Raw genomic sequence first — 15,402 nt, forward strand, 5'->3', positions numbered from 1 at the left:
GTTATGTGGAAAGAAAAAGGAAAACAAATTGGAACAATACTCATTCTTAGTATCGCCATTTTACTACAAATTAGCTTTCATATCATTGAATGGTTATTTCATAAAGCGATTGCAATTCTTACATTTTTCCCAGACATGGCCCTTGAAGTGATATCCATCGTGTGGTCGATTGTTGCATCCATCCTTATCATAATCATTTGGAGTATCGCTAAACTTTGGAACACATTATTTAAAAAGGACAGCTCTTCTAAACAGAAGTAACTGTCCTTTTTTATTGTTATGATTCGATTTCCTATCACAATCGAATGCGCTAAAGTAGCGGGATCAAACATACTATTTCAACAATGACACCACTCATATCCATTTCATATCGTCATTTCCTTGTTAGCTTTTGTCGCTCTATTATATCTCCTTTTCTTTTGGACATACTACACAAAAAGGAGCTGATTATATGCAAAATTCCGTACATAAACATATTCTATTTTTATTTTTTCTATTTCTTTTTCTTATTATTTTTTTCAGCTTTCTATTACACACTCCGAATGAAACATCGAATAGCGTTTTTGTTTATAAACTGCTGCTTTCCTATTGTCATTATTGAAAAAAGGTGTCTGCAAGTAAGACACCTTTTTCACTTGAAACAGACTACACTCTACAATTCCCTTTGTTTAAATATAATAATCGAAACAAACATTGAAATGAAATAGCTCATCCATGCCACTATACTTAAAATACTTATGACTAGCATCACATTGGAAGATTGAAAAAACATTAACATAAGCCTTTCCTCAGCAAATACATTGCACATGAATCCTTGTAAACCCAATATAGGAAAAAGGATCATGATCCCCAAAATAGTGACCATTTGTTTATTCCCGCTATATTTCATAGGAAGGATCATAGCAGCATAAAGAATAGAAAAGAAACCCGCTACAAATAATGCATACCACGGAATATTGATATGATCTCTGAATAGTAATACAGGTACTATTAACAAAACAAATGTAATTATGAAAGCGGTCACAATAAAAAATGCTGTCGATATATATTTAGCAATGACAATTTCCTTCCGCGTACAAGGTAAACTTACTAATATTTTTTCTGTACTATTTTTCTCTTCAGTTACTATCGAAAATGAAATCATGAGCAGACAAGTAGCAAAACAAATAGACGCTAACTGATGCGGTTCAATAGACTGCTTTAACATTCCATAAAAAGGAAAAATAAAACAGATTAGAAAAATCGTTCTCTGTAAAAAAATATCCTTCAAAATTAACTGTTGCATACATATTCCTCCCTATATATCACGCGTTTCATACATTCGAATGGTTATAAACATAGATGTGATATATATACTAGCTAATACAATTCCTCCTAGAATAATCATTCCAATATGCGTCGGAGCCGTAATCCAATTACTGAATGATGATACTTGATTCCATCTGTCACTCATAAATATCCCGATGAAAATACCGATCCCGGTTGTTATTCCTGTACAAATTCCACGTACTACTTTTGCCCCAACTCCATAATAGCTAGGAAGTAATGTCACAATAAAAATAACTGAAAATAATAAGCCTCTTACTACTATATACCATGGAATTTCAATATATAAACTAGGATGATATATACCAATATCTCCAATTCCAGCGATACTTCTTACAAAAAAAACAGCTAACATGGTTGCAATCATTCCACCAATAACAAATATTGCACTGGAAATATATCTAGCAATAACAATTTCCTTCCGACTCACTGGTAAACTATTTAACATTACGTCACTTTTATTTCTTTCATCGATTCCTATTAATACCATAGAAGAAGTAACTGTTATAAGTAAACAACTTGCTGGAAACATTTTTTCCCCGTCCGGATTCAAACCAAAAAATATAAATGGCATAATAATATAAACTAGCCAAGCTACTCGAAAAAAGAATAAATCTTTATATATGAGTTGACGCATAAACACCGCTCCCCTTCGCCGTATACACAACAATATCATCTAAAGTTGGCTTTTCGAGTACAACTTCTTGACCAAACCAATCGCTCACTGCTTGTTTATCCTTCGCCAATCCTTCGAAACCAAATTTATTTTTCCGTAACCCGATGAAATATTCTTTTCCTTCTGGATCTAATAGATCATTGCTTCCTTTTACGATGACATAATTTTCTAGTATGTCATCTTTTTCTCCTGTAAAAACAATTTCACCGTCATTGATAAATGTAATGTAATCTGCAATACGCTCTAAATCGGTTGTAATATGTGTCGAGAATAGAACAGATATTTCTTCTTCCATGACAATTTCTTGGAGCATATCAAGTAGTTCACTGCGAACAACTGGATCTAATCCAGATGTCGGCTCATCCATAATGATCAGCTCTGCATGATGAGATATCGCCATTGCAATCGCAAACTTCATTTTCATCCCTTTTGATAACTGCTTAATCTTTTTATTTTTTGGAACTTGTAATCGCTCCATGTAGGATTGATATTTTTCTTCATCCCATTTTTTATATAGTGGTGCGATAATTCGCTTCATTTGTTCACATGTTATATCTTCATAATAATGATTTTCATCATATACAAAACCTATATTTTGCTTAATCTCTTTTTCAGCTTTTTTATTGTCCTTTCCGAAGATTTTTATATCACCACCATCTCTTCTAACTAAATTCATAATCATTTTAATGGTTGTGCTTTTCCCGGCACCATTTGGTCCGATAAACCCCATAATATATCCGCGCGGCAATGTAAAGCTTATATTTTTCACTGCAAAGCCTTGATAATTTTTACATACATTTTTTAACTCTAACATCTTCTTATTCCCCCTTATATAAACAAGCGATCATCTGCTCTAGTTCTTCGAATGAAAGCTGAAGAAGCTTGCTCTCATTTACAACTTCCTCCACTTTACTCTCCAATAAACGCAAACGTTGCTCACGAATCAGCTCACTATTTTTCTCTGATACATAAGTTCCTTTTCCTGCAACTGTTTCGATATACCCTTCTTTTTCAAGTTCTTCATAGGCACGTTTCGTCGTAATCACACTAATTTGCAATTCTTTTGCTAAACTACGAATTGATGGTAATTGTTCTCCTCCCTTTAGTCTCCCATTTAAAATAAGCTGCCGCAATTGCTTACTAATTTGTTCATAAATCGGATCCGGGGAAGAATTTGAAATAATAATATTCATGCTTTCCTCCATTGTGTATATACTGTATATACTTCATATACACAGTATATACACAATGTTATCTTTTAGCAAGAAAAAAAGACCAACAATTTCCTGTTGGTCTTTTGTATATGTATCACTTTTCAAAGCGATCTAACATTTCATCTCTCATCCCAAAACTAACAACCGCAATTCCAACATACATAAAAATTAGAAATGCTGGATGCACCGCATTATACCAGCTACTATCAACAATTAAATAAATTGTTAACGCTACAACAAGCACAAACGCCACAATAAACATATAAAAGTGTCTTGTACTACCCATGATAAACTCCTCTCTTCTCGCTTCACCATTCAACAGTATATTTTAACGAATAATTCAATATGACTCAAGGTTAACTTTACTGTATATAATCCAATTCAATCTTTACAATATCATTACAAGCAATTGAAATGATCGTACCTTGTTGATCGATTGCCGTTACTTCCTTATGATCCATCACACGATGTGCCACACGCTCTAGCATTTTCACATCATCTCGATAACAAAATTCTTTTATATCTTTAATCATCTCTCCATTTTCTAAATAATATACCATTCGATAACACCTATAGCCCATCATTCCACCCACCTTGTTCGTTTTTTCACATATACATAAAAATGAGTTATTTGTACGTTTAAGTTCAATGAATTTCAATAAAATTCTAACAAAAATAAACAATTTTATCAAACTGTCTTTTTCACCAAAAACATGTAAAAAACGCCCTTTTTACTACATCGCGCTACAAAAAAGATACATTTTCAACATTCTTTTTATATAATCCAGATCATTACTCTAAAAAAAGAACTCGCATATAGCGAGTTCTCTTCATATCATCAAACTTGTACAGGAGTTGGTTTTTGATAACGCAATACCGGCTTACGAGCAGCCATCGTTTCGTCCAAACGCGTAATCACTGTTGTATGCGGTGCCTCTTGTACAATCTCTGGATTTTCTTCTGCTTCTTTGGCAATTTGAATCATTTTATCAATGAAACCATCTAACGTTTCTTTTGATTCTGTTTCTGTTGGCTCAATCATAATACACTCTTCCACATTTAACGGGAAGTAAATTGTTGGTGGATGGTAACCAAAATCAAGCAAACGTTTTGCGATATCAAGTGTACGTACACCAAGTTTCTTTTGACGACGTCCTGACAATACAAATTCATGTTTGCAATGTCTGTCAAATGGAAGATCGTAGTATGGCGCTAATCTTCTCATCATATAGTTTGCATTTAATACTGCATTTTCCGTTACTGCACGCAATCCATCTGGCCCCATAGAACGGATATACGTATACGCACGAACGTTAATACCAAAGTTTCCATAGAATGGTTTCACGCGGCCAATTGCTTGCGGACAATCATAATTGAAGTGATATCCATTCTCTGTTTTCTCTAATATTGGTTTTGGTAGAAATGGAATTAAATCTTCTTTTACACCTACTGGACCAGAACCTGGTCCCCCCCCGCCGTGAGGACCTGTAAATGTTTTATGAAGGTTTAAATGCACAACATCAAATCCCATATCTCCCGGACGCGCTTGACTTAATACCGCATTTAAGTTAGCTCCATCATAATACAATTTACCACCTGCATTATGAACAATCTCTGCCATTTCTAAAATGTTTTCTTCAAATAAACCAAGTGTATTTGGATTTGTTAACATAAGTGCCGCTGTTTCTTCATTCACAACGCGTTTTAAATCTTCTAAATCAACAAGGCCATGTTCATTTGATTTTACGGTAATTGTTTCAAAGCCCGCTACTGTCGCAGATGCTGGGTTTGTTCCATGCGCTGAGTCTGGGACAATAACTTTTGTACGATTATGGTCACCATTTGCTTCATGGTATGCGCGAATTAACATTAATCCTGTCCACTCTCCATGTGCACCAGCTGCTGGTTGAAGTGTTACAGCATCCATACCAGTAATTTCAACTAAATGCTCTTGTAAATCGTACATTAATTCCATTGCACCTTGTACGGTCTTTTCATCTTGAAGCGGATGAATATTTGCAAAACCTGGGAAACGTGCCACGTTTTCATTGATTTTTGGATTATATTTCATCGTACAAGATCCAAGCGGATAAAATCCAGAGTCAACGCCGTGGTTACGGTTTGAAAGCGCTGTGTAATGACGCATAATATCCAGTTCAGATACTTCTGGAAGCTCTGCATCTTCTATACGAATATAATCGCTCTCAAACACATCTTCTAATTTTACTTCCTCTACATCCAATTGGGGTAAGCTATATCCTACGCGCCCTTCTTTACTCATTTCAAAAATAAGTGCTTGGTCTTGATTCTTCATTGGATAGCCCCCATTTCGTTTACAAGTGTGTCAATTTCTGCTTTTGTACGAAGCTCTGTTACTGCTACAAGCATATGATTTGCTAATTTTTCATCATCGCGGCCTAAATCATAACCACCAATTATACCTTTTTGCAATAAAGCGTCGTTTACTTCTTTTACCGGGCGTTTGCAATCCACAACAAATTCATTGAAGAACGGCCCAGTAAATACTACTGTGAAACCTTTTTCTTCAAATTGACGTTTAGCATATTGTGCTTTAGAAATGTTTTGACGTGCCATTTCCTTTACCCCTTGTTTTCCAAGTGCAGTCATTGCCACTGATGCAGCTAATGCATTTAACGCTTGGTTAGAGCAAATATTAGATGTCGCTTTATCACGGCGGATATGCTGTTCGCGAGCTTGCAATGTTAATACAAAACCGCGTTTGCCCTCTGTATCTACAGTTTGTCCGACAAGACGGCCTGGAATTTTACGCATAAATGCTTTCGTTGTTGCAAAGTAGCCGCAATGCGGTCCACCGAATTGTGTTGGAATACCAAATGGCTGTGCATCACCAATTACAATATCAGCTCCAAATTTTCCTGGCGGTGTTAATACCCCTAATGATAGTGGGTTTGAAGATACAATAAATAGTGATTTTTGCTCATGGACAATCTTTTCAATATTAGCTAACTTTTCGATTTGTCCGAAGAAGTTTGGATATTGAACGATGACACAAGCCACAGTATCATCCATTTCACTTTGTAATCCTTCTAAATTTGTTACACCATCTTTATGGTCAATTTCAACCACTTCAAGATGTTGCCCTTTTGCATATGTTTCTAGTACGGCTCTTGATTCTGGATGAACTGCTTTAGAAACAAGAATTTTCTTTTTACGAGTATGGCCAGCTGCTAACATAGCAGCTTCTGCTAACGCTGTACCTCCGTCATACATAGAGGAGTTTGCTACATCCATTCCCGTCAATTCACAAATCATTGTTTGGAATTCAAAAATCGCCTGTAATTCCCCTTGTGAAATCTCTGGTTGATATGGTGTATACGCTGTATAAAATTCTGAACGGGAAAGAACATGATCCACAATTACTGGTGCATAATGGTCATATACACCTGCTCCTAGGAAAGAAGCGTATTCTTTTAAGTTAGCATTTTTACAAGCAAGTCCAGATAGCTCTTTTAAAAGCTCTGGCTCTGACTTTGCTTGTTTAATTTTTAAATCCCCTTTAAAACGAACACTTTCTGGAATATCAGAAAATAATTCATCAATTGTTGGAACACCGATTGTTTCTAACATTTCTTTTTTGTCTTCTTCTGTCATTGGAAGATAACGATGCAACATGAAATCTACCCCTCTCCAGGTTACTTTGAACGTTTATAAAATGGTGTTGGAACAACTACTGCTTTCACGCGTTTTTTTCGAATTTCAATTTCTACTTCTGTATCAATTGCTGCATATTTCACATCAATTAATGCCAAACCGATGCTTTTTTTTAACGTTGGAGATTGTGTACCACTTGTTACTTCCCCAATCTTTTCTTCTCCTACATACACAGGGTAATGCGTACGAGGAATACCACGTTCAATTACTTCGATGCCGACTAATTTACGAGGTGCACCGTTTTCTTTATATTCTTTTAATACTTCTTTTCCAAAGAAATCTGCTTCTTTATTCGTTTTGACAGCAAAGCCAATTCCAGCTTCAATCGGTGTAATATCTTTTGATAATTCTTGACCATAAAGCGGAAGCGTTGCTTCAAAGCGAAGCGTATCACGAGCTCCTAAGCCACATGGCTTTAAGCCGTCTTCTTCTCCAACTTCAAGAAGTTTCTCCCAAATTTTTATAACATCTTCACTCTTACAGTAAATTTCAAATCCATCTTCTCCTGTATACCCTGTACGAGATACAAGTGCTGGAGTGCCATCTACAAGAACATCATTTTTAAATTTAAAGAACTTAATTTCTTTCAAATCTTCTGACACAACTTTTTGTAAAATGCCTTCTGCTTTTGGTCCTTGAATTGCAAGTTGTGCAATTTCACTAGAAACATTGACTACTTTCGTATCGCCAATGACATGACTTGCTAACCATTCGTAATCTTTCTCGATATTCGATGCATTGATTACTAATAAGTAGTCTTCTTCACCACGTTTGTAGATTAATAAATCATCTACAGTACCACCATTTTCATAGCACATTGCTGTATATTGCGCGCCTCCTACCTTTAAGGTAGAAACGTCATTTGTAACAACACGTTGTAAAAATGCTAAACTATCTGCACCCGTTACTTCTACTTCCCCCATGTGGGATACATCAAAAAGGCCTGCCGCTGTACGAACAGCTTCATGCTCTTCTTTAATGCTTGAAAATTGAACTGGTAATTCCCAACCACCAAAGTCGATTGTTTTCCCACCATACTTCGCATATACATCAAATAGCGGTGTACGTTGTAATGTAATCATGTTCCTTCCCCCTTATGCTGTCTATGACAAATCAATAAAAGTTGGCTTCCCTTATCTAAACATTTTTTATTTTGAAAAGACGGGATATACGGAATCTCAATATATTTTTTTATGAAAGTGTAAATAAAAAAGTACTTTCTTGGATAAAATACGAAAGATTCCACACATTTCACACCATTATCCTAACATTTTTCGATCTATTTCATCAATATTCTAGCATAAAAAATAATTTAGAATTTTTCATTCACATTATTTATAAGCGCATCTTTACCTCAAAATAATAGAATTTAGTATGTAAAGGTAAAAAGTGCAACAAAAAATGTTTCAGTTTATAGAAGGTGGGAGAGTTTTCATGAATGTCAATATTTTCGTAGATCGAACATGGCAAAATGACTTTTTAAAGAGAATCGATGAAGATGGTCCATGGACGAATTGGAATTTATATGATTTAGCCTATAAAACAGAACAATCGCTACTTGTTCCTACATTTGATGGCTTACAAGCGCCAAAACATTTACCGCATTTCACTCCGCTTCCTCATCAATTAGAAGTCGCGCAAACAGTGATTGAACAAATGAACGGGAAAGCGATACTAGCAGATGAAGTAGGACTCGGAAAAACAATTGAAGCCGGACTTATTTTAAAAGAATACATGGTACGTGGCCTTGTGAAAAAAGTACTTATTCTTGTGCCAGCTTCCCTCGTTTCTCAATGGTCATATGAACTCAATACAAAATTTTTTATCCCTGCAGTCGCGCAAAGAAAAAGTTACTCATGGGAACAAGCAGATGTTATTGTGTCATCCATTGATACAGCGAAGCGCTCTCCGCATCGTGATATTATTTTAAATTTAGAATACGATCTCATCATTATTGATGAAGCACATAAACTCAAAAACAATAAAACAAAAAACTATGAATTTGCACAACGTTTAAAGAAGAAATTTTGTTTATTACTAACCGCGACACCTGTGCAAAATAAGATTGAGGAAATCTTTAATCTCGTTTCCTTATTAAAACCAGGTCATTTAGGGAATCAGTCCAACTTTGAAGAATATTATGCTTCAAAAAACCGCTCGCCTGAGTCAGATAAAGACTTAAAAGCACTCATTAATAAAGTAATGGTAAGAAATCGAAGAAATAGCACGGGAATTGATTGGCCGAAAAGACATGTCCAAACTATTTTTATTAACTTTAATGAGGAAGAGAAAGCTCTATATCACGCGATTGAAAATTGGAAAGGACAAGATGCTTTTTCTTCTGCTTTCTCCTCTTTAACCTTAAAACGAGAAGCATGTAGTAGCCGGGAAGCTGTTTACTATTCATTAAAAAAATATGTAGAAAAAAGAAAAAAAGAGAACGCAAATTACATACCAGATCCATACATTGATGTTCTAATGGAGAAAATTAATCATATTTCATTTAACTCAAAAGCAAATCAAACATTAGAACTCATAAAAAAAATTAATGATAAAGTCGTTATCTTTACAGAATATAGAGCCTCTCAAATGTACTTGCAATGGTTCTTAAAACAACATGGTATTTCTTCTGTCCCATTTCGCGGCGGATTTAAACGCGGCAAAAAAGATTGGATGAAAGAATTATTCCAGCAGCACGCACAAGTGCTTATCGCTACTGAAGCAGGTGGCGAGGGGATCAACTTACAGTTTTGCAATCATATGATTAACTACGACTTACCATGGAATCCAATGCGACTGGAACAGCGCATCGGACGTATTCATCGACTTGGGCAAAAGAATGATGTTCATATTTACAATTTAGCTACGAAACATACAGTTGAAGAACATATTTTGAAGCTATTATATGAAAAAATCAATTTATTTGAGCGTGTCATTGGTGAGCTCGATGAAATTTTAACAAAAATCAATATGAAAAATATCGATGCGCATATTGAAGAAATTTTTGCAGAATCAAAAAGCGAAGGTGAGATTCGGATTAAAATGGAAAATTTAACATCTATCATTGATTTTGCAAAGCGCAATGAAGCTGAGGTGCAAGACTATGCAGCAACATGAAATTCATCATTACTTATGGAACTTTTTCAAAGCAAATGATTGTGAAATTTTGCAGCGTTCCCCACATCGATTGGATGTTCAGTTAACCATTGAAATGGATAAACGCTTGATGAATCGTCCTTTTTATTGGCATTATCTTGAGAAAACAGGGGGCATACCAAATCCGATGCAACTCTCTCTCATTACAGATCCAAATCATGCTGAAGAAGAAGGTGAACTCATTCACTATGGTTCACCTCGTCTACACCAAATTTTTCAAACAACAAAAGAACTTGGATCGTATATTCGCTTATTTGAAGATGCAAAAGGGAGTGGTACAGCACATACTCCCCTCCACCCATGGCTTGGTGTGAACGTAAAAGTCTGTTACCAATGTGATCGAAAAAAAGATATGCTGCACTCCATCGGCATTCACCTTATTTCAGGAGCGATGGTGAAAAATTTTCACGAGACATTAACAAAGATTTCTTTTACACCGAAAATACCAGATTTTTGCTTTACACTTACACCAATTATTAAGCCACAAAGCGGGTTACAACGCATAGAAGATGCATTAACAAATATGATTGAAACCGATGATCATACGTGGGCAAAAGAAGCCCGTATTCGTTGGAATCATGATTTAGAACTTCTGAACCGCTTTTACGAAGAAAGCGAGGAGCTACCCGAAAGCTACGAAATTGAAAAACAAGCATTAAAGGAGCAATACGAACCTCGCATTACAATGCAAATCATTAATGGCGGTCTCTTTTATGTCACAGCGAGCCATTTTCTTTCCTAGAGAAAAGCCCCTTCATGTAAGAAGGAGCTTTTCTTATATTTTCCCATTATATTTCCTACCATCATTATGCTCTTGCTGCTGCTTCTCTATCATACGCTTTTGGTATGCTTGATCTTTTGCATTTACATGGTTTGCATCTGTCGGAAGGTTCTTTTTTGAACGTCCTACTCCATTGCTCATCTCTTTCACCTCTTATATTTTTTATTTCATTTTATTGTCAGCTAGTATCGCTCTCCTTATACAAAAATAAGAGAAGCATTTCGCTTCTCTTATTCTTTCACATATTTCTGAAACATATCATGTAATCCTTGATTGACAAGGTGAGAGATTTGCTCGTCAGATTTGTCTGGATAACGATCACGCAACCTAATAGATGCTTTCACCATTAAATTTTCTAATACCGAACGGCCACCTTCTCCGTAAATAATTTCAGCATATTCTACAAGCCTTCCGTCCTCTAATATTGCTGGATTATGATTAAAGAAAAATTTACTCATTGTCTTCACCCTCCCTATGATAACGTTTACATTTATATGAATTATTTATGTTATTTTTTTCACAATATTGTATGCATGTATAGATGATTAGTTTCATTATAAGATAACATAGCAATAAGAATCACATAGGTTTTCGTCAATTTTGTGAACAAACTTAAAAAAAATGAAAGCGTTTTAATTATTATACAACAAAAAAATTCCCTACGCTAGATGCAATCTTTTCATCAATTCCAAATAAGCCTTCCTATTTCTTTTGTTAATCTTATACAATATTCAAACATTTTATTGTAAAATATAGATACAAATTAAGGAGGACAAAATGAATCAAAATAAAAAAGCTATATACGACATTGTTTTTTATCTCGTCTTTCCTTTTCTTATTTGGAAATTCGCAAAAGCACACATTGATCCCTATTATGCAATGCTAATTTCTTCTGTACCAGGTATTCTGTATACACTGTACGCGTTCAAAAAGGAAAGGCAATTCAATATTACAGGCTTCTTTATTCTCATCACCCTTATCGCGAATACAACTGTAGATTTATTATCCGGTTCCGCTGAGAAAATGCTTTGGAATGACGCCTATTATCATATCGTACTTGGATGCATTGTGATTTGTACAATTTTTATAAAGAAGCCACTTATGTTATATTTTGCAGCTGATATTGCTTCGTTACAAGGACATGATCGTGACAAAAGTCGTGCTCTGTATCGCAATAAGCGCATCTACCCTGCCTTGCAATATTTAACATTATTTTTTGGCCTCCAATTCATTTTGAAAAGCTTTTTAAAAATCTACTTCATTTCTGTTTTCGGCGTAGATGGATATGGTGAAATGAGAGCAATTATGACTGCTGTCGGTTGGGGAATCTCTATCTGTATCGGTATCGGATTTGTATGGGTGAACAATAAAATACACGCAGTCACTGAAGAACAAAATTCCATGTAAAGATATAAAAATCCCCCGGCATGTGTCATGATGGGGGATTTTTATAGGTATAAATCTGTCGAATTAATGACAAGTATACACTCGTCGAAAAAGATTGTACTATATCACTCACCACAATTACTAGCGGTAAATGATTCCAATTGTGATTAACTTAACTTTTTTCTTTTCTTTTTAACATTTTGATAAAACAAAGCTGCACTAAGCGGCATCATACCAAACCATCTGTTTAAAAACGGTGCTTTTTCTGCACGGCGCTGCTTTTTCTTCTGTTTTCGGTCCTCTTTTGGAGCATCCATATAAGATACAAATTGTTGCGTTACAAAACGCACATAATCATTAGTAGACATGTTTTTATCACCTCTACTTGAATAGTGTACCCACTTTTTCTATGAATTAATCCGACGAAGGATTTCTTCCGTAACCTCTTGTACACTTTTATTTGTCGTATCAATCTGTATAGCTGCCTCTTCATAAAAAGCACGACGTCCTTCAAACTTCGCTACAAATGCTTCGACATTCTCCTTTTGAAATAGTGGACGTGTTATATCTTCACGAAGCCGATCTGCAATTACATAAGGATCGCAATATAAATATACAACCGTTCCATTCTCTTTCATCCACTCGCGATTCTCTACTCGTTCCACAATACCACCGCCTGTTGTAATAATTACGTCCTTCGTTGGTAATGAGCAAAGCATCTCACTTTCATATTGCCGAAATGAACGCTCTCCTTCTTTTGCAAAAATATCACGAATCACTCGCCCTTGCTTCTCTTCAATTTTCTGATCTGTATCTATGACGTCAACATTAAGTTCTTTACTTAATGCCTTGCCAATTGTCGTTTTACCTGCTCCCATATAACCCGTTATGTAAATAGCTCTCATATTCATAGCCTCTTTTCTATTCAATCGCTCCTCAAGTTTTATTTGTATTATAACGAAAGATGAGGCTGATGATATAGATTCCGATCTAAAATAACGAAAAATTGTAATTCCATACAAATATGAATTTCTCAATATTAACCCTATCTTCTTCCATTTGAGTCATCAAATTTTACGGTAGATACTCCAAAATGAAAAACGTTTTGTTCTATAATGATGGCAATAGAACAAAACGTAATATAGACATATCGATTTTTCCTGAAAGGTAGGCGCTGACTATGAGCGAAAAAAGTTAGGTCTCATTTTCTTCTGCCACTTCTATACATGGCCAGCCCCTTTCTTTCCTCTAAAAAATCAAAAGTTTCTGCTAAAGTTTGATTTTATTCTCTACAGTCCACTACTTCATCGCTCATCTAACCAATTGATAATCTTTTTCGTAACAGTATCATATTGAAAACTCGCTTTGTATAAGCGACCTGGCTTAACGCTACACTGTAATTCCACAAAAACAACGTCTTTTTCAAAGACATATCGTCCGCTTGCTTCCCCTTTTTCATAAACAAACGAAAAAGTATCATGTACCTCTTTATTCTGTAAGTCTGCCTTCACATCTAAAATAACTTGATCAACCATTTCTTCCAATGCAAAATTTTGCTCTGCTTCTATATAAAAATTTTTATCAGATAAAAGCATATTCGTTTCATAAATAAAAAATGACATAAGTAAGAACAGAAGAATAAGTGTCCCAGGCATAGCAAAACCGGCTTGCTTTCTCATCCCGCTATCTCAATTGTATCATAACGTATTGCCACGCCATGATATACCTTTCCACTTATATCTTGCACCCGTATCAACAACAGATGAGGAGTTAATTCATAAGCAATAGATTCTACCTTTTGTAATATAATTTCTCTTCCTCTCCCGTTTACTTTTCGGACAATGTTATGATCGAGATTCTCGTACGTGATGACGTCTCCATTTCCTAACTGAAACCGCAGAACTCGCGCTGCTTCCTCCAATACTACAACCTTTCCCCGATGCACTTCACGAAATTCCAATTGTACTTGTCCCATAAATACATCCCATTCCCAATCATTTAATTCTTTTGAATATGCTTTTTCAATAAATAGACTATGAAAACGAGGCACTAATAGAAAAAAAAGAGATAGGAAGAATAAACATACAAGCATTTCTAATAACGTAAAGCCCCTTTCTCCCTTTTTTATTTTTGAGCATGACGACATTGCTCCATCCTTCTTTGTTTCACATCCCTCCAGCTCGTACATACTTCTTCTCCTTTCCAATGCACGTTATACCATGTATCGCCTATCTTTTCTTCCTTTGTGCGCATTTCTTGATTTTGATATACATATAATGCCGCTTCCCTCTTTAACAGTAGTTGCGCTTTGTAATGGAGATGTATGTTTTTTCTCTCTTGCATTATAAGTAATGTTTGTGGAAGCAATAACGATACTGCCATCATTAACAAACTTAATGCTACGAGCATTTCGAGCATAATTGATCCTCTTTGGCACTTCACGATACGTAAATCTCCCTCTCCCTAGCTGGAATACAATTTCATAAGTATACTCTCGATAAGAAAGCAAAATTGTACCACCTCGATTAATATTTCCTCTTGCATTATAGGTCATAGGATTTGGAAAAGTATGCAAATTAATTTTTAAGTTTTTATCATACTCACGAGTAAACAGAAATGTATCTTCTCCTGATTTACCAATTGCATATACATGTTTATCCTGAAACCAACGCAATGTATAATGACTGTGATGACCGATCGCTAATTGCTGCATATACAAAATATCTTGTGAAAACTGTTTTAAAAATTGTTCTATCTTTTGTTTTTCATACAGCGGGGCAACATTAAAATATGCGACAACACTTAATATCGAAATCATAAATAAAACGAGAAGCATTTCTAAAAGCGTAAATCCATTTTGCTTCACGACTTACTAACAGTTACCTTTCCATCACTTGAAATACTGATTGCTTCCCCTTTTGGACAAGTAGTTGAAGTAATATACTCTTCTTTCACTAATTCATCTATAGTAGGTATTTTATTATTCTGTAATTGGTATGCTTGTACTTGGGCTTCCACTGATTTCACATAGGCATCGCAACCCTTCCCTTGTACCGCAGAACGTTGCTGAATCACGTTTGGGATAATTAAAAGTAACAATACAGCAATCACAACCATAACTAATAACATTTCTAACAAAGTAAAGCCTTTTTCCTCCTTCATACAAATAA

The 15,402-nt window shown here is 35.3% G+C and carries 21 protein-coding genes and 1 pseudogene; 4 read left to right on the top strand and 18 right to left on the bottom strand.

The window, feature by feature from the left end; genetic code table 11:
* Positions 1 to 3 precede the first annotated feature (3 nt).
* Positions 4 to 261 (top strand): DUF3975 family protein, encoded by a 258-nt coding sequence (locus MR063_RS02065; RefSeq protein ID WP_242193138.1) that lies wholly within the window; start codon positions 4 to 6, stop codon positions 259 to 261.
* A gap of 391 nt (positions 262 to 652) precedes the next feature.
* Here MR063_RS02065 and MR063_RS02070 read toward each other — a convergent pair whose 3' ends face one another.
* The 9 genes from MR063_RS02070 to gcvT all read right to left on the bottom strand — a co-directional run bounded on the left by MR063_RS02070 (position 653) and on the right by gcvT (position 7,991).
* Positions 653 to 1,285: an ABC-2 transporter permease gene (locus tag MR063_RS02070; protein ID WP_242193139.1), complete on the bottom strand. Its 633-nt coding sequence runs from the start codon at positions 1,283 to 1,285 to the stop codon at positions 653 to 655.
* A gap of 12 nt (positions 1,286 to 1,297) precedes the next feature.
* Positions 1,298 to 1,963, bottom strand: coding sequence for an ABC-2 transporter permease (locus MR063_RS02075; RefSeq protein ID WP_242193140.1), 666 nt, complete (start codon positions 1,961 to 1,963; stop codon positions 1,298 to 1,300).
* A complete protein-coding gene (locus tag MR063_RS02080) occupies positions 1,944 to 2,816 on the bottom strand; it encodes an ABC transporter ATP-binding protein (RefSeq protein ID WP_242193141.1) in 873 nt (290 codons plus the stop codon). The genes MR063_RS02075 and MR063_RS02080 overlap by 20 nt, the downstream gene beginning before the upstream one ends.
* Before the next feature lie 4 nt (positions 2,817 to 2,820).
* Positions 2,821 to 3,195 (bottom strand): GntR family transcriptional regulator, encoded by a 375-nt coding sequence (locus MR063_RS02085; RefSeq protein WP_242193142.1) that lies wholly within the window; start codon positions 3,193 to 3,195, stop codon positions 2,821 to 2,823.
* Positions 3,196 to 3,310: 115 nt separating this feature from the next.
* Positions 3,311 to 3,502, bottom strand: coding sequence for a hypothetical protein (locus MR063_RS02090; RefSeq protein ID WP_242143763.1), 192 nt, complete (start codon positions 3,500 to 3,502; stop codon positions 3,311 to 3,313).
* 76 nt (positions 3,503 to 3,578) lie between these two features.
* On the bottom strand, positions 3,579 to 3,797 hold the full coding sequence (locus MR063_RS02095) for a DUF3929 family protein (RefSeq protein WP_242143764.1): 219 nt from the start codon (positions 3,795 to 3,797) through the stop codon (positions 3,579 to 3,581).
* Between the two features lie 257 nt (positions 3,798 to 4,054).
* Positions 4,055 to 5,530, bottom strand: a complete 1,476-nt coding sequence (gene gcvPB, locus MR063_RS02100; protein WP_242193144.1) for an aminomethyl-transferring glycine dehydrogenase subunit 2 — start codon at positions 5,528 to 5,530, stop codon at positions 4,055 to 4,057.
* Positions 5,527 to 6,870: an aminomethyl-transferring glycine dehydrogenase subunit GcvPA gene (gcvPA, locus tag MR063_RS02105; protein ID WP_242193145.1), complete on the bottom strand. Its 1,344-nt coding sequence runs from the start codon at positions 6,868 to 6,870 to the stop codon at positions 5,527 to 5,529. Before gcvPA ends, gcvPB begins: the two co-directional genes overlap by 4 nt.
* Positions 6,871 to 6,890: 20 nt before the next feature.
* Positions 6,891 to 7,991, bottom strand: coding sequence for a glycine cleavage system aminomethyltransferase GcvT (gene gcvT / locus MR063_RS02110; protein ID WP_242143767.1), 1,101 nt, complete (start codon positions 7,989 to 7,991; stop codon positions 6,891 to 6,893).
* Between the two features lie 352 nt (positions 7,992 to 8,343).
* Here gcvT and MR063_RS02115 point away from each other — a divergent pair, with 352 nt between their 5' ends.
* Both MR063_RS02115 and MR063_RS02120 read left to right on the top strand, forming a co-directional pair.
* Positions 8,344 to 10,026 carry a DEAD/DEAH box helicase gene (locus tag MR063_RS02115; protein ID WP_242193147.1) on the top strand — a complete coding sequence of 561 codons (1,683 nt, stop codon included), beginning with the start codon at positions 8,344 to 8,346 and terminating at the stop codon, positions 10,024 to 10,026.
* On the top strand, positions 10,013 to 10,807 hold the full coding sequence (locus tag MR063_RS02120) for a YqhG family protein (RefSeq protein ID WP_242193148.1): 795 nt from the start codon (positions 10,013 to 10,015) through the stop codon (positions 10,805 to 10,807). Before MR063_RS02115 ends, MR063_RS02120 begins: the two co-directional genes overlap by 14 nt.
* A gap of 33 nt (positions 10,808 to 10,840) precedes the next feature.
* Here the strand turns inward: MR063_RS02120 and MR063_RS02125 are convergent, their stop codons facing one another.
* A complete protein-coding gene (locus MR063_RS02125) occupies positions 10,841 to 10,987 on the bottom strand; it encodes a hypothetical protein (protein ID WP_242193150.1) in 147 nt (48 codons plus the stop codon).
* 89 nt (positions 10,988 to 11,076) lie between these two features.
* Positions 11,077 to 11,304, bottom strand: a complete 228-nt coding sequence (locus MR063_RS02130; RefSeq protein WP_242143770.1) for a hypothetical protein — start codon at positions 11,302 to 11,304, stop codon at positions 11,077 to 11,079.
* A 319-nt stretch (positions 11,305 to 11,623) separates the two neighbouring features.
* Between MR063_RS02130 and MR063_RS02135 the strand changes: the two genes are divergently transcribed.
* On the top strand, positions 11,624 to 12,253 hold the full coding sequence (locus MR063_RS02135; protein WP_242193152.1) for a VC0807 family protein: 630 nt from the start codon (positions 11,624 to 11,626) through the stop codon (positions 12,251 to 12,253).
* Between the two features lie 146 nt (positions 12,254 to 12,399).
* Here MR063_RS02135 and MR063_RS02140 read toward each other — a convergent pair whose 3' ends face one another.
* The 7 genes and pseudogenes from MR063_RS02140 to comGC form a co-directional block, all read right to left on the bottom strand.
* The gene (locus MR063_RS02140; protein ID WP_242143772.1) at positions 12,400 to 12,600 is read right to left on the bottom strand and encodes a YqzE family protein; all 201 of its coding nucleotides are present in this window, start codon (positions 12,598 to 12,600) and stop codon (positions 12,400 to 12,402) included.
* 39 nt (positions 12,601 to 12,639) lie between these two features.
* Entirely contained in the window at positions 12,640 to 13,137 is a 498-nt protein-coding gene (locus tag MR063_RS02145; protein WP_242193154.1) for a shikimate kinase, read from the bottom strand.
* 399 nt (positions 13,138 to 13,536) lie between these two features.
* Entirely contained in the window at positions 13,537 to 13,911 is a 375-nt protein-coding gene (gene comGG, locus MR063_RS02150; RefSeq protein WP_242193155.1) for a competence type IV pilus minor pilin ComGG, read from the bottom strand.
* On the bottom strand, positions 13,908 to 14,378 hold the full coding sequence (gene comGF / locus MR063_RS02155; RefSeq protein ID WP_242193339.1) for a competence type IV pilus minor pilin ComGF: 471 nt from the start codon (positions 14,376 to 14,378) through the stop codon (positions 13,908 to 13,910). Before comGF ends, comGG begins: the two co-directional genes overlap by 4 nt.
* A complete protein-coding gene (locus tag MR063_RS02160; protein ID WP_242193156.1) occupies positions 14,357 to 14,674 on the bottom strand; it encodes a type II secretion system protein in 318 nt (105 codons plus the stop codon). The genes comGF and MR063_RS02160 overlap by 22 nt, the downstream gene beginning before the upstream one ends.
* A pseudogene (gene comGD / locus MR063_RS02165) lies at positions 14,652 to 15,098 on the bottom strand (competence type IV pilus minor pilin ComGD); the annotation flags it as partial. The pseudogene comGD and the gene MR063_RS02160, both read right to left, overlap by 23 nt.
* A complete protein-coding gene (gene comGC, locus MR063_RS02170) occupies positions 15,095 to 15,394 on the bottom strand; it encodes a competence type IV pilus major pilin ComGC (RefSeq protein ID WP_242143777.1) in 300 nt (99 codons plus the stop codon). The pseudogene comGD and the gene comGC, both read right to left, overlap by 4 nt.
* Positions 15,395 to 15,402: the final 8 nt, after the last annotated feature.

Source organism: Bacillus cereus group sp. BfR-BA-01492 (genome assembly GCF_022662815.1).
GTDB classification, from domain to species: domain Bacteria; phylum Bacillota; class Bacilli; order Bacillales; family Bacillaceae_G; genus Bacillus_A; species Bacillus_A cereus_BD.